Here is a 22,571-nt window from a genome sequence, read left to right as displayed (position 1 = left end):
TCCTCAGATGAAGCCGAAGCCGACCTGGAACAGCTTCTCGACCTTGCGCACCAGCTTCTTCTTCACGCAGAAGATGATCACGTGGTCGCCCGGCTCGATCACCGTATCGTGGTGCGCGATGACCACCTCGCCGTAGCGCGTGATGCGCGTGCCCTGGTCGGTGAAGCCGACGATCTGCGGCTCGTCGATCCGGCGCACGATGGCGGCGGCGATGACGCCCGACGGCCAGTCGATCGCGCCGATCGCGCGGCCGATCACCTTCGAGGTCTTGGCATCGCCGTGGGCGACCAGCTCCAGCGCCTCGGCGGCGCCGCGGCGCAGGCTGTGCACGCCGACCACGTCGCCGCGCCGCACCCGCGCCAGCAGCACGCCGATCGACACCTGCGCCGGCGACAGGCCGATGTCGATCGGCCCGCCCTGCACCATGTCGGCGTAGGCACGGCGGTTGATCAGCGCCACCACGCGCTTGCAGCCGAGCCGCTTGGCCAGCGTCGCGGCCATGATGTTGTCCTCGTCGTCGTTGGTCAGCGCGAGGAACATGTCCATTTCGGCGATGTTCTCCTGCTCCAGCAAGTCCTCGTCGGTAGCGTCGCCGGCGAGCACCAGCGCGTTGCCGAGCGCGCTCGCCAGCTGCTCGGCGCGCGCCGGCGAATGCTCGATGACCTTGACCTCGTAGCGCTCCTGCAGGCGGCGGGCGACGCGCAGGCCGATGTTGCCGCCGCCGGCGATCATCAGCCGCCGCACCGGCTGCTGCATGCGCCGCAGCTCGCGCAGCGCCGGCCGGATCAGCTCGGTGGCGGCGAGGATGAAGACCTCGTCGCCGTGCTCGATGACGGTGCCGCCGTCGGGCGAGACCGGCTGGCCGCGGCGGAAGATCGCCGGGATGCGCGCCTCGAGGCCGGGCGGCAGGTGCTCGCGCATCGCGCGGATCGGTTTGCCGACGAGCAGGCCGCCCTCGTAGGCGCGCACGGCGACCAGGCAGACGCGGCCGCCGGCGAATTCGACGACCTGCAGCGCCTCGGGGAAGGCGACCAGCTTGGCGATGTAGTCGGTGACGATCTCCTCGGGACACAGCGCGAAGTCGACGGCGAAGTTGTCGGCCGACAGCAATTCCTCGCTCTCCAGGAAATCGGCGGCGCGCAGGCGGGCGATCCGGGTCGGCACGTTGAAGACGCTCTTCGCCACCTTGCACGCGACCAGGTTGCTCTGGTCGCTCTGCGTCACCGCGATCAGCAGGTCGGCATCCTCGGTCCCGGCCTCGCGCAGCACCGACGGCCAGGCGGCGTTGCCGAGCACCGTGCGCAGGTCGAGGCGGTCCTGCAGGTAGGCGAGGCGTGCCGCGTCGGTATCGACGATGGTGATGTCGTTCTCTTCCGAGACCAGGCTTTCGGCGACGCTGGCGCCGACCTGGCCGGCGCCGAGGATGACGATCTTCATGCGCGTTCCCCTTGTTCCGCGTTGGCGGCGACTTCGCTATTCCTCGGCGCGGCGGCCGATCTGGATGCCCAGCTGCTTCAGCTTGCGGTAGAGGTGGGTGCGCTCGAGGCCCGATTTCTCGGCGACGCGGGTCATGTTGCCACCCTCCAGCCGCAGCTGGTGCTCGAAGTAGAGGCGCTCGAAGGTGTCGCGCGCCTCGCGCAGCGGCTGCTCGAAGAAGGGCAGCAGCGACGGCGCGTCGCTCGTCTCGCGCAGCTCGCTCTGCAGGATGCGGCTGACGTCCTCGGCCAGGATCTCGTCCTCGAGCGCGGTCAGCGCGAGGTTCTTCACCGCCGCCTGCAGCTCCGGCCAGTCGCCCTGCCAGCGGTGCATGCGCAGCGCATTCAGCGCACCGACGGCGAAGCGGCGCGGCGGCACCTCGCCGCGCTCGGCGAGCTGCGTCAGCAGCAGCGAAGCGATCTCCGGCACCTCGTCGGTGTGCGCGGAGAGCTGCGGCAGCGCCACCCAGACCTCGCCGACGCGGGCCAGCACGGCGGCGTCCCAGCCGTTCTCGGCGAGCGCCGGCAACGCCTTGGTGGTGCCGCAGATCAGCATGACATTGTTCTTTTCGAGGCGCTCCAGCGCGAACGCCAGGTTCATCTGCTGCAGCTTGCCCATGGTCGCCAGGTCGGCGGCGAAGAGGATGCCGCCGCCGGCCTTCTGCAGCATCTCCTGGGTCAGCGGGCCGCTCGCCGCGGCGAGGTCCAGCCACGGCGCGTGCGGCGCCAGCAGCGAGCGCGCGCACAGTTCGGCGATCGCGCTCGACGCCGACTTGAGCAGCAGCACCGGCGTCTTCGCCGCCGCCTGCTCGAGCCGCTTCTTCAGGTCCTTGATCAGCGGCGAGCGGGCGAAGGCGTCCAGCGTCAGCGGCGCCTTGGCCGGCGCCACCTCGTGCTTCAGGGCCTTCTTCACGGTGCCGAGCAGCTTCTGCAGCGCGATCGGCTTCTCCAGGAAGTCGGCGGCGCCGAAGCGCGTCGCCTCGACCGCGGTGTCGATCGTGCCGTGCCCGGACATCATCACCACCGGCATCGTCAGCAGGCCGCCCGCCGACCATTCCTTGAGCAGCGAGATACCATCGGTGTCGGGCATCCAGATGTCGAGCAGCACGAGGTCGGGGCGCTTCTCGCCGCGCACCTTGCGCGCAGCGGTGGCGTTCTCCGCCAGCCAGACGGTGTGCCCCTCGTCGGCGAGGATTTCCGAGAGCAGTTCACGGATGCCGACTTCGTCGTCGACGACCAGTATTTGTGCCATTTCCTTAGTGCTCCTCTGCAACCAGCGGCAGGCGGATCGAGACCTGCGCGCCCGTCGGTTGCCGGTTGGTGATGTCGATGCTGCCGTGGTGTTCGTCCACGATCTTCTTGACGATGGCCAGCCCGAGGCCGGTGCCCTTGTCCTTGGTGGTGACGTAGGGCTCGAAGACGCGCGCCATGATCTCGGCCGGGAAGCCGGGGCCGGCGTCGGCGACGGCGAGTTCGGCAAAGCGGCCGGTGCGGCGGGTGGCGATCTCGATGCGGGCGTCGGGCCGCCCCTCCTGCGCGTCCTCGGCGTTGCGCAGCAGGTTGTGGATGATCTGCCGCATCTGCGTCGCGTCGCCGAGCACCGGCGGCAGGTCGGCGGCGAGCGCGACGGCGACCTCGGCGTGCGAGGTCTCGTAGAGGCCGAGCACCTCGCCGACGAGGCCGTTGAGGTCGAGCGGCGCCACTTCCGGCGCCGGCATCCGCGCGTAGTCGCGGAAATCGTCGACCATCCGCTTCATCGCCTGCACCTGGCTAATGATCGTCTGCGTGCCGCGCTTGAGGAAATCGGCGTCGCCGTTGCCGAGCTTGTCGGCGAGCTTCATCTGCAGGCGTTCGGCGGAGAGCTGGATCGGCGTCAGCGGGTTCTTGATCTCGTGCGCCAGGCGGCGCGCCACCTCGCCCCAGGCCGCGCTGCGCTGCGCGGCGATCAGCCGGGTGACGTCGTCGAAGACGACGACGTGGCCGCCGCCGCTCGCCTCCGGCAGCTTCGAGCCGCGCAGCAGCAGTACCTGCGGCATGCCGTTCGGCCGCTCCAGCTCGAGCTGGGTGTGCCACTCGTCGCTGCTGCGGCCGGCAAAGCCGCTGCGGATCGCGTCGCCGAGCACGCGCTGGCGCGGCCACGCCTCGATCGGCTCGCCGATCAGGCCGGCGAAGTCGTCGGCGAGGATGGAGAGCGCGCCGGCGTTCATGTTGCGCAGGCGGAAGCCGCGGTCGAAGACGAGGACGCCGGCGGAGAGGTTGGCGAGAATCGACTCGAGGTAGGCATGGCCGGCCTCGACCTCGGCGCGGTGGCGCTCGGCCTCCTTGCGCGCGTCGTCGAGCTGGCGCGTCATCTGGCTGAACGACTGGGTCAGCACGCCCAGCTCGTCGCGGCTGTAGATCGCCTGGCGCGGCGTGTAGTCGCCGGCGGCGACCGCCTGCGTGCCCTCGGCGAGGATCGACAGCGGCGCCGACAGCCGGCGCGCCATGACGAAGGCCAGCGCGAAGGCGGCGAACAGCGCCAGCAGCACGGTCAGCGTCAGCGTCAGCGCGTAGATCTGCGTCAGCCCCTGGCGGCCGAGCGACAGTTCCTGGTAGTCGCGATAGACCTCCTGCACCGCCTCGGCGTTCTGCGCGACGCCGGCCGGCACCGCGTGCGTCAGCTGCAACAGGCGAGGCTCGGCGCCGAGGCTGCGCGACACCAGCGGCACCAGCACGCGCAGGTAGAGGTGCTCGGCCTCGCCTTCGACGGCGCCGACGCCGCGGCCGGCGCGCGCCTGCTGCAGCTGCGTCGGCGACGGCTGCGGCGGCAGCAGCACGCCGAGGCCGCTGGTGGCGCTGCCGAGCAGCTGGCCGGACAGCGAGAACAGTGCTGCGGTTTCCGAACCGGCCTGCTCGCGCTGGCGGTTGAGCTGCGCGCGGTGCTGCGACTCGGGCAGGTCGGCGAGTTCGAGCGCCGCCCCCTGCGCCTTGTCCATCAGGTCGGCGAGCTGCGCGTCGAGCGCGCTGCGGCCGAGGTTGAGGCCGGATTCGAGCGCCTTCTCGACGCGCACGTCGAACCAGCTCTCGATGCTCTTGGTCAGGAACTGCACCGAGACGCCGTAGATCAGCGCCCCCGGCAGCACCGCCATCAGCCCGAAGAAGAGCATCAGCCGTAGCTTCAGCCGCGAGCCGAAGACCTGCTGCCGGTGCTCGCGCCACAGCTGGCGCAGCTGCCAGCCGACCAGCGACAGCAGCGCCAACGCGACGATCACGTTGAGCGCGATCAGCCACGGATAGTGACGCGCGAACAGCGCGGTGTTCGCGCTGGCGGTGGCGAGCAGGAAGAGCAGGATGGCGGCGAAGGCCGACGCGACGATCAGCAGGACCTTCATTTGCCGTCGCCTCCGGCCGCCGGCACGGTCAGCGTCCACCGCTTCCAGTCGGTGTCGAGCAGCCAGTCCCGGTTCGACAGCGCCTCGACCTGGAACGGCTTGGGCAGCTGCGAGACGTCGAGGCGCATGCGCAGCATCGCGTCGAAGCGCTCGCCGGGGTGCACGCGGTCGCGCTCGACGACCGGCCAGTGGCGCACCCGCGACAGCACGCGCAGCGCCTCGTCGAGCGAGCCGAAGCTCTGGTGCAGGACGCCGGTGGACAAGCGGTACTGGCGGGTCAGCGCGTGGTAGGTCAGGCGCCAGGTCTGGCTGGCCTTCGCCACCTTCTCGTCGAACCAGTACCAGCGCGGCCGGATCAGTTCGAACTCGGCGACGAAATAGAGCGCCAGCCCCTTGCCGACCGCCTCTTCGAGGCGCGGGTTGAAGTCAAGGCCGAATTCGGCGGACAGCGCGAGGCCGCCGTCCTCGGCCGGCAGGAGCTGCACGTTGCGCAGGTCGATATCGGCGGCGAGCGCCGTCGACACGGCCAGGCAGAGGGCGAACAGCGCCTCAGCGAGCCTTCTGCAGCAGCGCGTAATAGAAGCCGTCATGATCCCCCTGCGGCAGCAGTTGTTCTTCGGCGACCAGTTCCGCCCGGGCCTCCGCAGCGAGGAAGCCGGCCACCTGCTCCTGGTTCTCTTCCGGAAACACCGAGCAGGTGGCGTAGAGCAGTTTACCGCCCGGCGCCAGCGTCGGCCACAGCGCGCCGAGGATCTGCCGCTGCGTCGCGGCGAAGCCGGCGATGTCGTCCTCGCGGCGCAGCCACTTGGCGTCCGGATGGCGGCGGACGACGCCGGACGCGGAGCAGGGCACGTCGGCGAGGATGCGCTCGAACGGCACGCCGTCCCACCACTTCCTCACCTGGCGCGCATCGGCGACGCGCACCGTGGCGGCGAGGCCGAGCCGGCCGAGGTTCTCTTCGATGCGCCGGGCGCGGCGGGCGTCGACGTCGAGCGCGGTCAGCGCGACGTCGGCCCGTTCGAGCAGGTGCGCGGCCTTGCCGCCGGGCGCCGCGCAGGCGTCGAGCACGCGCTGGCCGGCGGCGACGTCGAGCAGCTCGGCGGCGCGCTGGGCGCCGGGGTCCTGCACCGACGCCAGGCCGGCGAAGAAGCCGGGCAGCGCATCCACCGGCTGCGGCCGGTCGAGCAGGATGCCGTCGGTGCCGGTCGGCCGCGCCGCGATGCCGGCCGCGGCGAGCTGCGCCAGGTAATCGTCGCGGCTGCAGCGGCGGCGGTTGACGCGCAGCGCCATCGGCGGCAGGCCGTTGCCGGCGGCGACGATGCCCGGCCACGCGTCCGGGTAGGCCGTACGCAGGCGGCGCAGCCACCACGCCGGGTGCCAGTGACGCGCCTCGTCGCCGGTAAGGCCGGACAGCAACTCGTCGCGGCGGCGCAGGTAGTTGCGCAGCACGCCGTTGACCAGGCCGCGGAAGGCCCCGTTGGCCAGCCGGCCGGCGGCCTCGACCGCCTGGTCGACGACGGTGTGCGCCGCTTCCGGCCGCGTTTCGAGGCGATAGAGCGCGCACAGCAGCAGCGCGCGCGGTTCCGGCTGCGCCAGCGGCCGCGCGATCAGCGCGGCGAGCAGCGCGTCGCCCTGAGCGAAGCGGCGCAGCGCGCCGTAGGCCAGATCCTGCGCCGCGGCACGCGCCGCGGCCGGTTCGCCGGCATGGCCGGCGAGCGCGTCGGGCAGGTTGCTGCCGCCGAGGACGGCAGCGACGGCGCGCGCGGCGAGCAGCAGCGAATAGGCCAGCGAATCGGCGGCCAGGGCAGGCGGGGCAGCGGGGCGGGAAGGGGTACGCAAGCGACTGTAGCTCAAGGAAATTGCCGAGGAGTGTAGCATGGCTACAACAGTGTTCCGGCATAATGTCGGGATGGTTCCGCCTTCACTGAAACGCTTCGCCTGGCTGTCTATCGCCGCCGCGCTCGCCACCATAGCGCTGAAGACCGCCGCCTGGTGGCTGACCGGCTCGGTCGGCCTGCTCTCCGACGCCCTCGAATCCGGCGTGAACCTCGCCGGTGCGCTGATGGCGCTGGCGATGCTGACCGTCGCCGCGCAACCGCCGGACGACGAGCATGCCTTCGGCCACGGCAAGGCCGAATACTTCGCCAGCGGCTTCGAGGGCTTCCTGATCCTCGCCGCGGCGGTCGGCATCGCCGTCGCCGCGATCGAGCGGCTGCTCCATCCGCAGCCGCTCGAACAGATCGGCGCCGGCCTCGTCGTTTCGGTGCTCGCCTCGCTGATCAACCTCGGCGCCGCCCGCATTCTGCTCGCCGCCGGCCGCGAGCATCGCTCGATCACGCTGGAAGCCGACGCCCATCACCTGCTGACCGACGTGTGGACCTCGGCCGGCGTCGTCGTCGGCGTCGGCGCCGTCGCGCTGACCGGCTGGCTGTGGCTGGACCCGCTGCTGGCACTGCTGGTCGCGGCGAACATCGTGTGGACCGGCTGGCAGCTGCTGCAGCGCTCGGCCGCCGGGCTGATGGACGTCGCGCTGCCGCCCGAGCAGCACGCGGCGGTGGTCGCCGTGCTCGACCGCTACCGCGCGCAGGGCATCGACTACCACGCGCTGCGCACGCGCCAGGCCGGCGCGCGCTGCTTCGTCACCATGCACGTGCTGGTGCCGGGCGCCTGGAGCGTGCAGCAGGGACACGACCTGCTCGAGGAAATCGAGGCCGAGGTCCGCGCCGCCGTGCCGCACGCTTCGGTGCTGACCCACCTCGAGCCGCTGGAAGACCCGGTCTCCGGCCACGACATCGAACTCGACCGCCGTCCCGGCGGCGGAGCGACGCGCTGACGCCGGCGATGGCCGCCCGCTGCCGGCTGCGCGCCGCCATCCTGGGCGCCGTGCTGCTCGCCACGAGCGCGCCGGCGCTGGCCTGGAACGCCGCCGGCCACCGCCTGTCGGCGGCGATCGCCTGGCGCGAGATGAGCCCGACGGCGCGCATCGCCGCCGGCCGCCTGCTCGCCGCGCATCCCGACCATGCGCACTGGCTCGCCCGCACGCAGGCGGGCGACGCCGACTACGCCGCCTTCCTCGCCGCCTCGACCTGGCCCGACGACATCAAGCGCGACCGGCGCTTCCACGACGACGGCGCGCCGCCGACCGCGGCCCAGCCCGGCTTCCCGGACATGGCGCGGCACCGCCGCTGGCATCACGCCGACCACCGCCTCGACGACGGCACACGTACCGGCGACGGCGAACTCGACCGCCGACTGCCGCAGCTGATGCGGACGCTGCGCGACCCGCGCTCGACAACGGGCGAGCGCAGCTATGCGCTGCCCTGGCTGATCCACCTGGTCGCCGACGCCCACCAGCCGCTGCACGTCGCCAGCCGCCACGACGATGCCGGCGACAGCGACGAGGGCGGCAACGGCCTGTGGGTGGAGACACCGCTGCACCCGCGGCTGCGCGCGATGACGCTGCACGCCTACTGGGACGACCTGCCGGGGCCGCCCTGGCTGCGCGGGGAACGGCTGGAAGCGGCGGCGAGTGCGCTGCTGCGCACCGCCGCCGACGGCGGGGAAGAGGAGGGCACCACCGACGTCGCCCGCTGGATCGGCGAGAGCCGGGAGCTGGCGCGCAGCGCCGCCTACGCCGGCCTCGACGACGCAGCGCCGGCGATCGGCGAGCGCTACCACGCGCGCGCGCAGCGCACGGCGCAGGCGCAGATCGTCCGCGCCGGGCGGCGATTGGCGCGACTGCTCGATGCGCTCCTCGCCGACGATGTTTCACGTGAAACACGGCGCTGAGCGGGCCCCGGAAAACACCGCCTGCAATATAGAAAGCAGAAAGGCTGCATCGCGCAGCCTTTTTCCTTTTTGCGCCGGATCGAGGTCCGGCCGAAGGGCGAGGAGTTGCGTCGGCCGTCCCCGAGAGAACTGCTGCGCGCTGCGCAGGGCGCATCGCTCTACGGCGCTTGACTTGAAAGACGGGTACTCAGGCGCCGCTGCCGAACAGCGCGCCCGGCGCAACGGCGTGGCCGGCGAGGAACTGCGTTGCCGGCAGGCGCTTGCCGCCGGCCTTCTGCAATTCGACGACGCGCAGCGCCCCCTCGCCGCAAGCGACGACGATGCCGTCGCGGTCGGCAGCGAGCACCTCGCCCGGACGGCCGTTGCCGGCCGCCGGCAGCGCGCGCCACAGCTTCACCGGCACGCCGGCGAGCGCCGAGTGGGCGCCGGGAAAAGGGTTGAAGGCGCGGATGTGGCGGTCGACCTCGGCCGCCGGTCGCGTCCAGTCGATGGCGCTCTCCGCCTTGTCGATCTTCGCCGCGTAGGTCACGCCGGCGGCCGGCTGCGGCTGCGCCGGCAGCGGCAGCCGCGCCAGCGCGTCGACGATCAGGCGGCCGCCGATGCCGGCGAGACGGTCGTGCAGCGTCGCCGCGGTGTCGTCGGCGGCGATCGGCGTCGCCTCGGCGAGCAGCACCGGGCCGGTATCGAGCCCGGCTTCCATCTGCATGATGCAGACGCCGGTCTCGGCGTCGCCGGCGAGCAGCGCGCGCTGGATCGGCGCCGCGCCGCGCCAGCGCGGCAACAGCGAGGCGTGGATGTTGAGGCAGCCGTGGCGGGGCAGGTCGAGCACCGCCTGCGGCAGGAGCAGGCCGTAGGCGGCGACCACCATCGCCTCGACGCCGACGGCGGCGAGCTGCGCCTGCGCTACCGGATCCTTCAGCGTCGTCGGCTGGAACACCGGCAGCCCGCGCGCCTCGGCCAGGCGCTTGACCGGCGAGGCCTGCAGCGCCATGCCGCGGCCGGCCGGGCGGTCCGGCTGGGTGAGGACGAGGGCGACGTCGTGGCCGGCGTCGAGCAACGCGCCGAGGGCCGTCGCCGCGAATTCCGGCGTGCCGGCAAAGATCAGCTTCATGGCAGGGCGCCTCAGGCGGTGATGCGCGCCTGCTTGGCGAGCTTGGCCTTGATCCGGGTTTGCTTGAGCATCGACAGGTGGTCGACGAAGACCTGGCCGCGCAGGTGGTCCATCTCGTGCTGGATGCACACCGCGAGCAGGCCATCCGCCTCGAGCGTCCGCGCCTCGCCCTGCAGGTCGAGATAGCGGATGCCGACCTTCTCGGCACGCTCGACCTTGTCGTAGATGCCGGGCACCGACAGGCAGCCTTCCTCGCCGACCTGCAGCCCTTCGTCGTGCAGCAGCTCGGGATTGATCAGCACCAGCAGCTGGTCCTTGGTTTCCGAAACGTCAATGACGATCACCTGCTTGTGCACATCGACCTGGGTCGCCGCCAGCCCGATCCCGGGCGCCTCGTACATCGTTTCGGCCATGTCGGCGGCCAGCCGGCGAATGCCGTCGTCAACTTTCGTGACCGGCGCGGCGACTTTCCGCAGACGCGGATCGGGGAAGCGGAGAATGGGAAGAAGTGCCATGAAAAAGCTTGCTCGAAGAAGTAATTACGTGCAGAATCTAACGCAAAGTCTTGACTCTGGGCGGAAAGAGTGGTTGTCTGCGCAAGTGCTCCGCAGCCATCCGGCCCCTATGACACGATCCAGGCACCGGTTGTTCCGGGCGCTCGAATGAGGATAGCACGATGACCCGCATTATATCCGCGCTCCTGCTGGCGCTGGCCGCCAGCTTCGCCCAGGCCGCCGACCCGGCGCCGCTGAAGATCGCCGACAACGCCCCCGACCGCCACATCGTCGTCCCCGGCGACACGCTGTGGGGCATCTCCGCCAAGTTTCTCAGCGAGCCCTGGCGCTGGCCGGAAATCTGGCGGATGAACCAGGACCAGATCAAGAACCCGCACCGCATCTACCCCGGCGACGTGATCGTGCTCGACCGCGACGCCAACGGCAAGCCACTGCTGCGCGTCGCCGGCAACAACAAGCTGCAGCCGAAGATCTACAGCGAGGCGCTCGAGCAGACCATCCCGAGCATCCCGCCGAACGTCATCGAACCCTTCATCTCGGAACCGCTGATCGTCGAGGACATCACCGTCCAGAACGGCGCGCGCATCGTCGCCATGCAGGAGGAGCGCGTCTTCCTCGGCCCCGGCGACACCGCCTTCGTTGCCGGCGCCGGCGACCGGCCGCAACAGGAGAACTGGCAGGTATACCGCCCGGCGAAGCCGCTGCGCGACCCGCAGACCAAGGAAATTCTCGGCCACGAAGCTTTCTATCTCGGCACCGTCAAGCAGGTCCAGCCCGGCGAACCGGGCGTCTTCGTCGTCGCCACCGCCAAGCAGGAGATCGGCCGCGGCGACCGCCTGCTGCCAGCCGCCCGGCCGCAGCTCGTGAACTACGTCCCGCGGCGGCCGGAGATCGACATCGACGCCCGCGTCGCCTCGGTCTACGGCGGCGTCGGCACGGCCGGCCGCAACTCGGTGATCACGCTCAACCGCGGCAGCCGCGACGGTCTCGAGGTCGGCCACGTGCTGGCGCTGCACCGCAACCGCAGCGACAGCTTCCGCGACGACCTGACCGAGAAGACGGTCACCCTCGACCTGCCGCAGCAGCGCTACGGCCTGGTCTTCGTCTTCCGCACCTTCGACCGCGTCTCCTACGCGCTGGTGCTGAATTCAGCCGGCGCGGTGAACATCAACGACGCGCTGCGCCAGCCCTGAGCAGCGCTCCCCGCCCGCCCCGCGATGCGCGCCGACGCCGACTGGCTGCGCCTGACGCTGATCCCGGGCATCGGCGGCGAAACCCAGCGCAAGCTGCTCGCCGCCTTCGGCCTGCCGGAAAACATCTTCGCCGCCGGCGAGGCGGCACTGGCCGGCGTGGTCGGCGCCAAGACCGCTCGCCTGCTGGCTGACACCGACAACGGCGCCGCGGTCGACGCGGCGCTGGCCTGGGGTGCCCAGCCCGGGCAGCGCATCCTGACGCTGGCCGACGCCGACTATCCGCAAACCCTGCTCGACATTCCCGATCCGCCGACGCTGCTCTACGTGCGCGGCGACGTCGGCCTGCTCAACCGGCCCGCGCTCGCCGTCGTCGGCAGCCGCAACGCGACGCCGCAAGGGGAGGGCAACGCCCGCGCCTTCGCCGGCGCACTGGCGGAGGCCGGCTTCGTCATCGTCAGCGGCCTCGCGCTCGGTATCGATGCCGCCGCGCACCGTGGCGCGCTGGCCGCCGGCGGCGCCACCGTCGCCGTCATCGGCACCGGCGCCGACCGCCTCTACCCGGCCCGCAACCAGGCGCTGGCGCTGGAAATCGCCGACCGCGGCGCGATCGTCTCCGAGTTCCCGCTCGGCACGCCGGCCGCGGCGGCCAATTTTCCGCGCCGCAACCGCCTGATCTCCGGCCTCGCGCGCGGCGTGCTGGTGGTCGAGGCGGCGGTCGAGAGCGGCTCGCTGATCACCGCCCGGCTGGCCGGCGAGCAGGGCCGGGAAGTCTTCGCGATCCCCGGCTCGATCCATGCGCCGCAGGCGCGCGGCTGCCACCGCCTGATCCGGCAGGGCGCGAAGCTGGTCGAATCGGTCGCCGACGTCCTCGACGAACTCGGCGGCGGCGCACGCCCGCAAACCCTGCCCGACGCCCCGGCGACGCGCCCGGCCGGCAGCGACGCCGCCGGCCGCCTGCTCGACCAGGCCGGCTTCGACCCGATCACGATCGACGAGCTGGTCGGCCGCTCCGGCTTGACGGCCGATGCGCTTTCCGTGATCCTGTTGCAGCTGGAGCTCGACGGTCGGGTCGCCAGCCTGCCGGGAGGCCGCTATCAGCGGTTGGCGGAATAACGCATATAACAATGATCGACGTCCTCGTCTTCCTCTTCCAGAACTACTACGATTTCCGCACCCATCCGGCGCCGGACGCGCTGGTGAAGAAGCTGTCCGCCGCCGGCTTCGACCCCGACGAGATCTCGCTCGCGCTCGACTGGCTGGACGAGCTGAAATCGGCGCGGCCGGCGGACTTCGTCGGCGACCCGCGCGCAACGCGGGTCTACACCGTCGACGAACAGGCCCGGCTCGGTCCGGACGGCCTCGATTTCGTGCTCTTCCTCGCCGCCGCCGGCGTCGTCACGCCGCCGCTGCGCGAACTGATCCTCGACCGGGCGATGAGCCTCGACGACGACCCGGTGCCCCTGGACAAGCTGAAGATCATCGTCCTGATGGTGCTGTGGAGCCAGGAGCAGGACCTCGAACCGCTGATCGTCGAGGAGCTGCTGAACACCCCGGACGACGTCCCGCTGCACTGACACCCGCCCGGCAGCGGCTTGCGCGCGGCGGGCGAACCCTCTTATCATCCCCCGCAACCATCGACCGCCGGCCTTCGGCCGCCTCCTGAGCGCCCTTCCATGACGAAGAAGCTGATCATCGCCGAGAAACCCTCCGTCGCCGCCGACATCGCGCGCGCCCTCGGCGGCTTCACCAAGCACGACGACTATTTCGAGAGCGAGGAGTACGTGCTCAGCTCGGCGGTCGGTCACCTGCTCGAACTGGCCTGCCCGGAGGCCTACGAGGTCAAGCGCGGCAAGTGGTCCTTCGCGCACCTGCCGGTGATCCCGCCGCACTTCGACCTGAAGCCGATCGAGAAGAACGAGTCGCGGCTGAAACTGCTGACCAAGCTGATCAAGCGCAAGGACGTCGTCGGCCTGGTGAACGCCTGCGACGCGGGCCGCGAGGGCGAGCTGATCTTCAACTACATCGCGCAGCACGCGAAGAGCGGCAAGCCGGTGCAGCGCCTGTGGCTGCAGTCGATGACGCCGGCGGCGATCCGCGACGGCTTCGCCGCGCTGCGCCCGGGCGCCGACCTGCGCGGGCTGGCCGACGCCGCCGTCTGCCGTTCCGAGTCCGACTGGCTGGTCGGCATCAACGGCACGCGCGCGATGACCGCATTCAACTCGAAGACCGGCGGCTTCCACCTGACCACGGTCGGCCGCGTGCAGACGCCGACGCTGGCGATCCTGGTCGAGCGCGAGGAGAAGATCAAGAAGTTCAAGCCGCGCGCCTACTGGGAGGTCGAGGCGAGCTTCGCCGCGGCCGCCGGCGACTACAAGGGCAAGTGGTTCGACGAGAAGTTCAAGGGCAAGGACGACGACGAGCACGCCCGCGCCGACCGCCTGTGGGATCAGGCCCGGGCCGACGCCTTGCGCGCCAAGTGCCTCGGCCAGCCGGGCGAGGTGAGCGAAGAGGCGAAGCCGTCGACGCAGCTGTCGCCGCTGCTCTACGACCTGACCAGCCTGCAGCGCGAGGCGAACGGCCGCTTCGGCTTCTCCGCCAAGGCCACCCTGGGCCTCGCGCAGGCGCTGTACGAGAAGCACAAGGTGCTGACCTACCCGCGGACCGACGCGCGCGCGCTGCCGGAGGACTACCTCGGCACCGTCCAGGCGACGCTCGACATGCTGTCCGGCCGCGACCTGCAGAAGGGCGCCGACCCGTCGATCGCCAACCGCTACGGCATCTTCGCCGACGAGATCCGCAAGAAGAACTGGGTCGTCCCGAACAAGCGCATCTTCAACAACGCCAAGATCTCCGACCACTTCGCGATCATCCCGACGCTGCAGGCGCCGAAGCACCTCTCGGAGCCGGAGCAGAAGCTCTACGACATGGTCGTCAAGCGCTTCCTCGCGGTCTTCTACCCGGCCGCCGAGTACCTGGTCACGACGCGCATCACGCGCGTCGCCGGCGAACCGTTCAAGACCGAGGGCAAGGTGCTGGTCAATCCCGGCTGGCTCGCCGTCTACGGCCGCGAGGCGCAGGACGAGGAGGCCAACCTGGTGCCGGTGCAGGCGAAGGAGAAGGTGAAGACCGACGACGTGCTGGTCAAGGCCAACGAAACCAGGCCGCCGGCGCGCTACTCGGAAGCGACGCTGCTGTCCGCGATGGAAGGCGCCGGCAAGATGGTCGACGACGACGAGCTGCGCGCGGCGATGGCCGGCCGCGGCCTCGGCACGCCGGCGACGCGCGCGCAGATCATCGAGAACCTGATCGGCGAGCAGTACATCCACCGCGAGGGCAGGGAGCTGATCCCGACCGCCAAGGCCTTCTCGCTGATGACGCTGTTGAACGGCCTCGGCATCCCCGAGCTGACGCACCCGGAACTGACCGGCGATTGGGAATGGAAACTGGCGCGGATGGAGAAGGGCGAGCTGTCGCGCGAGGCGTTCATGCAGGAGATCGCGGCGATGACGCAGCACATCGTCGCCCGCGCGAAGAGCTACGACAGCGACACGATCCCCGGCGACTTCGGCCTGTTGCAGGCGCCGTGCCCGAAGTGCGGCGGCCTGATCCGCGAGACCTACAAGAAATTCCAGTGCAGCGACTGCGACTACGGCCTGTGGAAGATCGTCGCCGGCCGCCAGTTCGAGCCGGAGGAGATCGAGGCGCTGCTCACCGATCGCGTCATCGGCCCGCTGACCGGCTTCCGCAACAAGATGGGCCGCCCGTTCAACGCGCTGATCAAGCTCAACGCCGAGCACGCGCCGGAGTTCGACTTCGGCCAGGGCGCCGGCGGCGAGGACGGCACCGCCGAGGCGGTCGACTTCTCCGAGCAGCAGCCGCTCGGCGCCTGCCCGAAGTGCCAGTCCCGCGTTTTCGAGCACGGCCTGGCCTACGTCTGCGAAAAATCGGTCGGCCCCGAGCGCACCTGCGACTTCCGCTCCGGCAAGATCATCCTGCAGCAGCCGATCGAGCGCGAGCAGATGCAGAAGCTGCTCGAAACCGGCCGCACCGACCTGCTGAAGAACTTCGTCTCGAACAAGACCCGGCGCAAGTTCTCGGCCTTCCTCGTCCGCGGCAAGGACGGCAAGGTCGGCTTCGAATTCGAGAAGCGCGAGGCGAAGGCGCCGACCAAGGGCGCGGCGAAGAAGGACGAAGCGGCGGAGGCCCCGGCCAAGGCGGCGAAGCCCGCCGCCAAGCCAGCGGCGAAGAAGGCTGCGGCGTCGCGCAAGAAGGACGCCTGAGCCCGCCACCGCCAATGCAAAGGGCCACCCGCGGGTGGCCCTTTTGTTTCACGTGAAACGTCAGTAGCCGCTCACTCCTCGAGCAGGCTGCGCAGCATCCAGGCGTTCTTCTCGTGCACCTCCATGCGCTGGGTGAGCAGGTCGGCGCTCGGCTGGTCGTTGGCCTTGTCGACGATGGCGAACACCTCGCGTGCCGTGCGCGTCACCGCTTCCTGGCCGGCGACCAGCTGGCGGATCATGTCCTTGGCCTTGGGCACGCCTTCCTCCTCGGGAATCGACGACAGCGCGACGAACTGCTTGTACGAGCCCGGCGCCGGGTAGCCGAGCGAGCGGATGCGTTCGGCGATCAGGTCGAGTGCGTTCCAGATCTCGGTGTACTGCCCCATGAACATCACGTGCAGGCTGTTGAACTGCGGGCCGGTCACGTTCCAGTGGAAGTTGTGCGTCTTCAGGTACAGCGTGTAGCTGTCCGCGAGCAGCCGGGAGAGGCCGTCGGCGATCTTCTTGCGGTCCTTGTCGGCGATGCCGATGTTGATCTTCGTTGCCATGTCGCTTTCCTTCCTGGGTCAGATGAATCGTTGGTCCTGGCTACAAGATACGTTCCGCCGGGGCCGCGCACCAGTTGCTTGTGCCAATCGTCGCGATAGCCGCGCCTAATGCAGCGGCTGCACCCCCGGCGGCGGCGCGGACAGGATCGCGTCGCGCAGCACGTCGATCGCCTGCGGCCGCGGGAAGGTCACCCGCCAGGCGAGCACCACGCGGCGCGTCGGTACCGGCTCGGCGAAGGGGCGGATCGACAGCAGGCTCTCGTCGCGCGGCCAGGTCTCGACCGCCGAGGCCGGCACCACCGACAGGCCGGCGCCGCTCGCCACCATGTGCCGCAGCGTCTCCAGCGAGCTGCCCTCGAGCGCCCGCTCCAGCCCGCCCGGCTCGGACAGCTGCGGGCAGGCCTGCACCACCTGGTCGCGGAAGCAGTTGCCCTGGCCGAGCAGCAGCAGGTGCTCGGCGGTCAGGTCCTCGCTCGGAATCGTCTGCCGCTTGCAGAACGGATGGCCGGCCGGCAGCGCGACGCGGAACGGCTCGTCGTAGACGGCGCGGGTGACGATCCCCGGTTCGGAGAAGGGCAGCGCCAGCACGGCGACATCGAGCTCGCCGCGGCGCAGCTGCTCGGCCAGCCGCACCGTGAAGTTCTCCTGCAGGTAGAGCGGCATCTGCGGCGCGCGCGCGTGCAGCGCCGGGATCAGCCGCGGCAGCAGGTAGGGGGCGATGGTGTAGATGACGCCGAGACGCAGCGGCCCGACCAGCGGGTCCTTGCCCTGGACGGCGATCTCGTCGAGCTTGGCGGCCTCCTCGAGCACGCGTTCGGCCTGCGCCGCGACCTGCTCACCGAGCGGGGTCAGGCGCACGTCGGCCGACGAGCGTTCGAAGAGCAGGGCGCCGATGCGCTGCTCGACCTTCTTCAGCGCCACCGACAGCGTCGGCTGGCTGACATGGCATTTGTCGGCGGCGCGCCCGAAATGGCGCTCGCGGGCGAGCGTGACGATGTAGCGCAGTTCGGTCAGCGTCATGATCAGAAGGTGATGACCTTGTCCGCCTCGATCGCCGCTGCCGCCATCTCGGTCAGCGTGCCGATGGCGACGCCGGGGATCAATTCCAGCTCGGCGACGCCGCGGGCGACCGCGCAGGTACGGCACAGGCGGACGGTTGCGCCGTGCCCGACCAGGCCCTCGATCATCTGCTGCAGGCCGCCGCCGGCCTCGGCGGGCGGCTGCCCGGGCAGGCCGACGGTGACCGCGTCGGACATCATGAACAGCGACAGGTCGACGCGCTCCTGCTCCTGCACCACCAGCGCCGTCGCCAGCCGCAGCGCGGACAGGACGCGCTCGCTGCCATAGGGCGGCGCGTGGACAATCATCAGAATCTTCTGCATGGCGGGCTCCCGATTGAACGGGGCTATGATGGACCCGGCCGGGGCCGGAAATCAAGCGCGCAGGCGCGCCAGGTCGTCGTCGCTCAGCCAGCGCCAGTCGCCGACGGCCAGGTCGGCGGGCAGCGTCAGGCCGCCGACGGCGACCCGGCACAGCGCCTCGACCCGGTTGCCGACCGCCGCGACCATGCGCTTGACCTGATGGTACTTGCCCTCGGTCACGGTCAGCAGGATCTCCCGCTCGCCGACGCGCTCGCAGCCCGCCGCGGCGATCGGCGCCGGTTCGTCGTCGAGTTGAACGCCGGCGAGCAGGCGGGCGATCGCCTCGTCGGCGAGCGGATGCTTCGCCGTCACCCGGTAGGTCTTCGCCACCTTGCGTTTGCCCGAGCTGATCGCGTGGATGAACTGGCCGTCGTCGGAAAAGAGCAGCAGGCCGGTGGTGTCCTCGTCGAGGCGGCCGAGCGACTGCACGCCGCGGCCATTCAGCGGCGGCGGCAGCAGCGCATAGACGCTGGCGTGGTGCTTCGGCTGGTGCGAGCACTCGTAGCCGGCCGGCTTGTTCAGCATCAGGTAGGCTTTCGCGTGGTAGGCCCAATCCTTGCCGTCGAAGGAAAACACCAGGCCCTGCGGATCGACTTCGCGGAAGGGGTCGTCGACCACCTCGCCGGCGATGGCGACGCGGCCGTGGCGGATCAGCGCGCGGCATTCCTTGCGGCTGCCAAAGCCCTGCGAATGGAGGATGCGTTCGAGTGGTACGGTAGGCATGGCGCGCATCGTAACATCCGGCGTGACACCAGGCCGGCTCCGGGGCCAAAATGGCGGCATGAAGTTCGAACATCTGGTCGAGATCAACGATCCGCGCAACCCGATGATCCCGCTCTTGACGCGGGACCAGCTGTGGCAGGGGCTGATGTTCCGCGCGGAGGACGCCACCCATTTCCTGCCCGGGCTCGACGCCTGCGTCATCCTCGAACGCGGCGACTGCATGCTGCAGCGCCGGCTGGACTTCGGCCAAGCGGCGATCGAGGACCGCGTCACCTGGTCGCGCTACGAATGGATGCGCTTCGAGGTCGCGGCGACCGGCAGCCACGCCGGCGGCACGCTGACGATCACCATCGAGGAGCCGGAAGAGGACCACCTGTTCCTGCGCTTCGCCTACGCCACCACCCTCGGCGAATCGGCCGACGACGCCGACGCGGCCTACGCCGAGTTCGTCAAGGCGGCCTACCACGAGTCGGACATCGACACCGTCCGCGTCATCCGCACCCTGCTCGCCGGCGACACCGCGCACTGAGCAATGCGCTTTGCGCATTGCGAAGAAGTACTCCCGGGGTGCGCACTGAGCGATGTGCCCACACATCGCGAAGAAGTGCCCTTGGGGTGCGCACTGAGCAATGCGCTTTGCGCATTGCGACGAACTACTCTTGGGGTACGCCTGAACCGCCGCCACGAACCGGCGCGGCCTGCGGCAGTCATAGCCTTAGGACTCCCGATAGACGTTGCCGCGGAGGTGCCATGGCACCGGTTCTCGTCCTTCCCGGAAAGGTTCGCGCCGAGCTCGAAACGCTGGCGGCGGCGGGCTACCCGCTGGAAACCTGCGGCCTGCTGCTCGGCGACTGGGCCGACGGCCGCTGCCGCGTCATCCGCCAGCACGCCGCTCGCAACCTGAACCGCGCACGCGCGCACGACCGCTTCGAGCTCGACCCGGTAGACTACCTCGGCGCCGAGGCCGAAGCCGAAGCTGCCGGGATGGCGGTGGTCGGCGTCTGGCACAGCCACCCGGACCATCCGGCACACCCGAGCGCAACCGACCTGGCGATGGCCTGGGGCGGCTGGTCCTACCTGATCCTCGCGGTCGGCCGCGACGGCGTATTCGAGCTGCAGTCGTGGCGGCTGGCCGGGGATCATTTCGTCGAAGAGGAGGTGCGTCATGGCTGATGCCGAAACCCTGCGCGCCGGCGTGCCGGTGACGGTCCGCATCCCGACGCCGCTGCGCGGCTTCACCGGCGGCGCCGACAGCGTCACGGTCAGCGCGGCGACCGTCGGCGAGGCGCTGGCCGCGCTCGGCGACGCCCATCCCGGCATCCTCGAGCGCGTGCTCGGCGCCGACGGCGAGCCGCGCCAGTTCGTGAACCTCTACCTCGGCGCCGACGACGTGCGCCGCCGGCAGGGGCTGGCGACGCCGCTCGCCGCCGGCGAGGTGCTGGCGATCATCCCGGCGGTCGCCGGCGGCGCGCCGCGCGCGCGCGAGCAGCGGCTGCAGGAACTGCGGCAGACGGTGCCGCAGCTGACACCGGCCGAGGCGTTGGCGCTGCAGGCGCAGGGCGCGCTGCTGGTCGACGTGCGCGAGGCCGACGAGATCGCGCAGGGCAGCGCGCTCGGCGCGCTGCCGCTCGGCCGCGGCTTCCTCGAGCTGAAGATCGAGGAGGCGGTGCCCGACTACGAGAAGCCGCTGGTGACGATGTGCGCCGGCGGCGTGCGCTCGCTGTTCGCCGCCGAGAGCCTGCTGCGCCTCGGCTACCGCCGCGTCTATTCGCTCGCCGGCGGCTTCGCGCGCTGGAAGGCCGAGGGCCTGCCGTGGGCGATGCCGTCGGCGCTGAGCCGCGACGAGCGCGAGCGCTACAGCCGCCATCTCGCCATTCCCGAGGTCGGCGAGGCCGGCCAGGCCAAGCTCTTGGCGAGCAGGGTGCTGCTGGTCGGCGCCGGCGGCCTCGGCTGCCCGGCGGCGCTCTATCTGGCGGCGGCCGGCGTCGGCACGCTCGGCCTGGTCGACGACGACCGCGTCGACCGCAGCAACCTGCAGCGCCAGGTGCTGCACGGCGACGGCCGCGTCGGCCAGCTGAAGGTCGATTCGGCGCGCGCCAGCCTGGCCGCGCTGAACCCGGCGGTACGCATCGACACCTGGGCCGAGCGGCTGACGCGCGACAACGTCGAGCGCATCTTCGCCGGCTACGACGTGATCGTCGACGGTTCCGACAACTTCCCGACCCGCTACCTGGTGAATGACGCCTGCGTCCGCCTCGGCCTGCCCAACGTGCATGGCTCGGTGTACCGCTTCGAGGGCCAGGTCAGCGTCTTCTGGCCGGCCTACGGCAAGCGCCGCGGCCCGTGCTACCGCTGCCTCTACCCGGCGCCGCCGCCGCCCGAGCTGGCGCCGTCCTGTGCCGAGGCCGGCGTGCTCGGCGTGCTGCCCGGCGTCGTCGGCCTGCTCGAGGCGGTCGAGACGATCAAGCTCTTGCTCGACCTCGGCGACCCGCTGGTCGGCCGGCTGCTCTGCTACGACGCGCTGGCCGGCCGCTTCAGCGAGTACGCGCTGGCCGCCGACCCGCACTGCGCCTACTGCGGCGAAGGCAAGGCCTTCCCCGGCTACGCCGACTACGCCGGCTTCTGCCGGGCCGCGGCATGAGCGCCGCCGCCGGCGCGGCGCTGCTGGCCGCGGTCGGCCACACACCGCTGCTCGAAATTCCGTTCGCCGCCGAGGCCGGAGGCGACGTCCGCCTGTTCGCCAAGCTGGAGAGCGTGAACCCCGGCGGCTCGATCAAGGACCGCCCGGTCGCGCGCATGCTGACGCGTGCCGTCGCCGCCGGCCGCTTCGCCGGCGGCCGCCGGCTGCTCGACTCGTCGTCGGGCAACGCCGGCATCTCCTACGCGATGTTCGGCGCCGCGCTCGGCGTACCGGTGACGCTGGTCGTCCCCGGCAATGCCAGCGCCGAGCGCATAGACCGCATGCGCGCGCACGGCGCCGAGCTGGTGCTGACCGACCCGCTCGAAGGCTACGACCACGCGCTGCGCACCGCGCACCGGCTCGCCGACGAGCAGCCCGAGCGCTACTGGCTGTGCGACCAGTACGCCAACGCCGACAACTGGCAGGCGCATTTCGTCGGCACCGGCGGCGAGATCCTCGCCCAGTTCACCGAGCGCGGCCTGCCGCCGCCGGATGCGCTGGTCGCCGGCGTCGGCACCGGCGGCACGCTGACCGGCATCGCCCGCCGCCTGCGTCAGACCAACCCGGCGCTGTTCGTCGCCGCGGCGATCCCGGAGACCTTTCCCGGCATCGAGGGGCTGAAGCCGCTCGGCCATCCGGGCGACATCGTGCCGGCGATCCTCGACGAGGCGCTGATCGACCGCCGCTATCCGGTCAGCCTCGACCAGGCTGCCGCCGCCTGCCGGCGGCTGGCGCGCGCCGGCATCTACGCCGGCCCGTCGTCCGGCGCCTTCCTGCACGTCGCGCTGCAGCTCGCGGCGGGCGGCCGCCACCGACGCATCGTCACGCTGTTCAGCGACACCGGCGAGCGCTACGTGTCGACCGGGCTGTGGCGCGACGGCTGAACGCGGCTCGCGGTGGCGCGATGCGCCGTCTATAGTGGGTTGCGGGAGGACAGAAAGAAAAACGGATTTTCCTTCTTCGCATCAAGGAGAACGATCATGTCCATGGCCAATACCCTGCAGGACTACCTGCAGCGCCACCACGCCCCCTTCGAGATGATGCACCACGCGCACAGCAGCTGCAGCATGGAAACCGCGCAGATGGCGCACGTTCCGGGCGACCGGCTGGCCAAGCCGGTGCTGTTCCGCGACGATCTCGGCTACGTGATGGCGGTGCTGCCCTCGACCTGCCACGTCGGCATCACCGCGCTCAACAAGCGCCTCGGCCGCCACCTGCAGCTGGCCGAGGAATGGGAGTTGGAAGAACTGTTCCAGGACTGCGAACTCGGCGCCATCCCGCCGATGGGGCCGGCCTACGGCATCCGCACGGTGATGGACGACGAGCTGGCAAACGAGCGGGACATCTATTTCGAGGCCGGCAACCACGAGGATCTGGTGCACATGAAGACGGACACCTTCCTCGACCTGATGGCCGACGCCGACCGCGCCAGCTTCGCCCGCCGCCTGTAGCGTCCCGGCCGCAA

22 protein-coding genes are annotated in these 22,571 nt (G+C 70.8%); 11 read left to right on the top strand and 11 right to left on the bottom strand.

What is annotated here, in order from left to right; translation table 11 throughout:
* Positions 1-3 precede the first annotated feature (3 nt).
* From trkA to rsmB, 5 genes are read right to left on the bottom strand one after another with little or no spacing between them, the layout of a single operon-like run.
* Positions 4-1,437 (bottom strand): Trk system potassium transporter TrkA, encoded by a 1,434-nt coding sequence (gene trkA / locus IWH25_RS03295; protein ID WP_203387934.1) that lies wholly within the window; start codon positions 1,435-1,437, stop codon positions 4-6.
* 36 nt (positions 1,438-1,473) lie between these two features.
* Positions 1,474-2,727, bottom strand: a complete 1,254-nt coding sequence (locus IWH25_RS18975; RefSeq protein WP_238998985.1) for a sigma-54-dependent transcriptional regulator — start codon at positions 2,725-2,727, stop codon at positions 1,474-1,476.
* Positions 2,728-2,731: 4 nt separating this feature from the next.
* A complete protein-coding gene (locus IWH25_RS03280) occupies positions 2,732-4,846 on the bottom strand; it encodes a sensor histidine kinase (RefSeq protein WP_203387933.1) in 2,115 nt (704 codons plus the stop codon).
* Complete coding sequence (locus tag IWH25_RS03275; RefSeq protein ID WP_203387932.1) at positions 4,843-5,436, bottom strand: DUF4390 domain-containing protein; 594 nt, start codon at positions 5,434-5,436, stop codon at positions 4,843-4,845. The genes IWH25_RS03280 and IWH25_RS03275 overlap by 4 nt, the downstream gene beginning before the upstream one ends.
* Positions 5,396-6,724, bottom strand: coding sequence for a 16S rRNA (cytosine(967)-C(5))-methyltransferase RsmB (rsmB, locus tag IWH25_RS03270; RefSeq protein WP_203387931.1), 1,329 nt, complete (start codon positions 6,722-6,724; stop codon positions 5,396-5,398). The genes IWH25_RS03275 and rsmB overlap by 41 nt, the downstream gene beginning before the upstream one ends.
* 31 nt (positions 6,725-6,755) lie before the next feature.
* Here rsmB and IWH25_RS03265 point away from each other — a divergent pair, with 31 nt between their 5' ends.
* Positions 6,756-7,679 carry a cation diffusion facilitator family transporter gene (locus IWH25_RS03265; protein ID WP_203387930.1) on the top strand — a complete coding sequence of 308 codons (924 nt, stop codon included), beginning with the start codon at positions 6,756-6,758 and terminating at the stop codon, positions 7,677-7,679.
* 8 nt (positions 7,680-7,687) lie between these two features.
* Positions 7,688-8,635: a S1/P1 nuclease gene (locus tag IWH25_RS03260; RefSeq protein ID WP_203387929.1), complete on the top strand. Its 948-nt coding sequence runs from the start codon at positions 7,688-7,690 to the stop codon at positions 8,633-8,635.
* 187 nt (positions 8,636-8,822) lie between these two features.
* Here the strand turns inward: IWH25_RS03260 and fmt are convergent, their stop codons facing one another.
* Entirely contained in the window at positions 8,823-9,746 is a 924-nt protein-coding gene (gene fmt / locus IWH25_RS03255) for a methionyl-tRNA formyltransferase (RefSeq protein ID WP_203387928.1), read from the bottom strand.
* 11 nt (positions 9,747-9,757) lie between these two features.
* Positions 9,758-10,261 (bottom strand): peptide deformylase, encoded by a 504-nt coding sequence (gene def, locus IWH25_RS03250; RefSeq protein WP_203387927.1) that lies wholly within the window; start codon positions 10,259-10,261, stop codon positions 9,758-9,760.
* 161 nt (positions 10,262-10,422) lie between these two features.
* Here def and IWH25_RS03245 point away from each other — a divergent pair, with 161 nt between their 5' ends.
* From IWH25_RS03245 to IWH25_RS03230, 4 genes are all read left to right on the top strand, one after another.
* Entirely contained in the window at positions 10,423-11,454 is a 1,032-nt protein-coding gene (locus IWH25_RS03245; protein ID WP_203387926.1) for a LysM peptidoglycan-binding domain-containing protein, read from the top strand.
* Between the two features lie 24 nt (positions 11,455-11,478).
* Entirely contained in the window at positions 11,479-12,567 is a 1,089-nt protein-coding gene (dprA, locus tag IWH25_RS03240) for a DNA-processing protein DprA (RefSeq protein ID WP_203387925.1), read from the top strand.
* Positions 12,568-12,578: 11 nt separating this feature from the next.
* Positions 12,579-13,028, top strand: a complete 450-nt coding sequence (locus IWH25_RS03235) for a Smg family protein (protein WP_203387924.1) — start codon at positions 12,579-12,581, stop codon at positions 13,026-13,028.
* A 99-nt stretch (positions 13,029-13,127) separates the two neighbouring features.
* Positions 13,128-15,734, top strand: a complete 2,607-nt coding sequence (locus IWH25_RS03230) for a DNA topoisomerase III (RefSeq protein ID WP_203387923.1) — start codon at positions 13,128-13,130, stop codon at positions 15,732-15,734.
* A gap of 71 nt (positions 15,735-15,805) precedes the next feature.
* Here the strand turns inward: IWH25_RS03230 and IWH25_RS03225 are convergent, their stop codons facing one another.
* The 4 genes from IWH25_RS03225 to IWH25_RS03210 form a co-directional block, all read right to left on the bottom strand.
* Complete coding sequence (locus IWH25_RS03225; protein WP_203387922.1) at positions 15,806-16,282, bottom strand: Dps family protein; 477 nt, start codon at positions 16,280-16,282, stop codon at positions 15,806-15,808.
* Positions 16,283-16,387: 105 nt separating this feature from the next.
* The gene (locus tag IWH25_RS03220) at positions 16,388-17,302 is read right to left on the bottom strand and encodes a hydrogen peroxide-inducible genes activator (protein ID WP_203387921.1); all 915 of its coding nucleotides are present in this window, start codon (positions 17,300-17,302) and stop codon (positions 16,388-16,390) included.
* 2 nt (positions 17,303-17,304) lie between these two features.
* Positions 17,305-17,664, bottom strand: coding sequence for a DsrE/DsrF/TusD sulfur relay family protein (locus IWH25_RS03215; RefSeq protein ID WP_203387920.1), 360 nt, complete (start codon positions 17,662-17,664; stop codon positions 17,305-17,307).
* A gap of 51 nt (positions 17,665-17,715) precedes the next feature.
* Complete coding sequence (locus IWH25_RS03210; RefSeq protein WP_203387919.1) at positions 17,716-18,426, bottom strand: pseudouridine synthase; 711 nt, start codon at positions 18,424-18,426, stop codon at positions 17,716-17,718.
* Between the two features lie 58 nt (positions 18,427-18,484).
* Between IWH25_RS03210 and IWH25_RS03205 the strand changes: the two genes are divergently transcribed.
* From IWH25_RS03205 to IWH25_RS03185, 5 genes are all read left to right on the top strand, one after another.
* Positions 18,485-18,955 carry an SRPBCC family protein gene (locus IWH25_RS03205; RefSeq protein WP_203387918.1) on the top strand — a complete coding sequence of 157 codons (471 nt, stop codon included), beginning with the start codon at positions 18,485-18,487 and terminating at the stop codon, positions 18,953-18,955.
* 221 nt (positions 18,956-19,176) lie between these two features.
* Complete coding sequence (locus IWH25_RS03200; RefSeq protein WP_203387917.1) at positions 19,177-19,599, top strand: M67 family metallopeptidase; 423 nt, start codon at positions 19,177-19,179, stop codon at positions 19,597-19,599.
* Entirely contained in the window at positions 19,592-21,067 is a 1,476-nt protein-coding gene (gene moeB / locus IWH25_RS03195) for a molybdopterin-synthase adenylyltransferase MoeB (protein ID WP_238998983.1), read from the top strand. Before IWH25_RS03200 ends, moeB begins: the two co-directional genes overlap by 8 nt.
* On the top strand, positions 21,064-21,990 hold the full coding sequence (locus IWH25_RS03190; RefSeq protein ID WP_203387916.1) for a PLP-dependent cysteine synthase family protein: 927 nt from the start codon (positions 21,064-21,066) through the stop codon (positions 21,988-21,990). The genes moeB and IWH25_RS03190 overlap by 4 nt, the downstream gene beginning before the upstream one ends.
* Positions 21,991-22,086: 96 nt before the next feature.
* Positions 22,087-22,557, top strand: a complete 471-nt coding sequence (locus IWH25_RS03185; protein ID WP_203387915.1) for an aminoacyl-tRNA deacylase — start codon at positions 22,087-22,089, stop codon at positions 22,555-22,557.
* Positions 22,558-22,571 lie beyond the last annotated feature (14 nt).

This window comes from Azospira restricta (assembly GCF_016858125.1).
GTDB lineage: Bacteria > Pseudomonadota > Gammaproteobacteria > Burkholderiales > Rhodocyclaceae > Proximibacter > Proximibacter restrictus.
This window is presented reverse-complemented; position numbering and strand designations above follow the sequence as displayed.

Bases quoted from the DNA above. Each gene is read 5' to 3' on its own strand.
- moeB (WP_238998983.1), top strand. From the start codon at position 19,592: ATGGCTGATGCCGAAACCCTGCGCGCCGGCGTGCCGGTGACGGTCCGC.
- IWH25_RS03220 (WP_203387921.1), bottom strand. From the start codon at position 17,302: ATGACGCTGACCGAACTGCGCTACATCGTCACGCTCGCCCGCGAGCGC.
- rsmB (WP_203387931.1), bottom strand. From the start codon at position 6,724: ATGCTACACTCCTCGGCAATTTCCTTGAGCTACAGTCGCTTGCGTACC.
- IWH25_RS03230 (WP_203387923.1), top strand. From the start codon at position 13,128: ATGACGAAGAAGCTGATCATCGCCGAGAAACCCTCCGTCGCCGCCGAC.
- trkA (WP_203387934.1), bottom strand. From the start codon at position 1,437: ATGAAGATCGTCATCCTCGGCGCCGGCCAGGTCGGCGCCAGCGTCGCC.
- def (WP_203387927.1), bottom strand. From the start codon at position 10,261: ATGGCACTTCTTCCCATTCTCCGCTTCCCCGATCCGCGTCTGCGGAAA.
- IWH25_RS03265 (WP_203387930.1), top strand. From the start codon at position 6,756: ATGGTTCCGCCTTCACTGAAACGCTTCGCCTGGCTGTCTATCGCCGCC.
- dprA (WP_203387925.1), top strand. From the start codon at position 11,479: ATGCGCGCCGACGCCGACTGGCTGCGCCTGACGCTGATCCCGGGCATC.
- IWH25_RS03200 (WP_203387917.1), top strand. From the start codon at position 19,177: ATGGCACCGGTTCTCGTCCTTCCCGGAAAGGTTCGCGCCGAGCTCGAA.
- IWH25_RS03260 (WP_203387929.1), top strand. From the start codon at position 7,688: ATGGCCGCCCGCTGCCGGCTGCGCGCCGCCATCCTGGGCGCCGTGCTG.
- IWH25_RS03205 (WP_203387918.1), top strand. From the start codon at position 18,485: ATGAAGTTCGAACATCTGGTCGAGATCAACGATCCGCGCAACCCGATG.
- IWH25_RS03280 (WP_203387933.1), bottom strand. From the start codon at position 4,846: ATGAAGGTCCTGCTGATCGTCGCGTCGGCCTTCGCCGCCATCCTGCTC.
- fmt (WP_203387928.1), bottom strand. From the start codon at position 9,746: ATGAAGCTGATCTTTGCCGGCACGCCGGAATTCGCGGCGACGGCCCTC.
- IWH25_RS03275 (WP_203387932.1), bottom strand. From the start codon at position 5,436: ATGACGGCTTCTATTACGCGCTGCTGCAGAAGGCTCGCTGAGGCGCTG.
- IWH25_RS03210 (WP_203387919.1), bottom strand. From the start codon at position 18,426: ATGCCTACCGTACCACTCGAACGCATCCTCCATTCGCAGGGCTTTGGC.
- IWH25_RS18975 (WP_238998985.1), bottom strand. From the start codon at position 2,727: ATGGCACAAATACTGGTCGTCGACGACGAAGTCGGCATCCGTGAACTG.
- IWH25_RS03235 (WP_203387924.1), top strand. From the start codon at position 12,579: ATGATCGACGTCCTCGTCTTCCTCTTCCAGAACTACTACGATTTCCGC.
- IWH25_RS03215 (WP_203387920.1), bottom strand. From the start codon at position 17,664: ATGCAGAAGATTCTGATGATTGTCCACGCGCCGCCCTATGGCAGCGAG.
- IWH25_RS03225 (WP_203387922.1), bottom strand. From the start codon at position 16,282: ATGGCAACGAAGATCAACATCGGCATCGCCGACAAGGACCGCAAGAAG.
- IWH25_RS03245 (WP_203387926.1), top strand. From the start codon at position 10,423: ATGACCCGCATTATATCCGCGCTCCTGCTGGCGCTGGCCGCCAGCTTC.
- IWH25_RS03190 (WP_203387916.1), top strand. From the start codon at position 21,064: ATGAGCGCCGCCGCCGGCGCGGCGCTGCTGGCCGCGGTCGGCCACACA.
- IWH25_RS03185 (WP_203387915.1), top strand. From the start codon at position 22,087: ATGTCCATGGCCAATACCCTGCAGGACTACCTGCAGCGCCACCACGCC.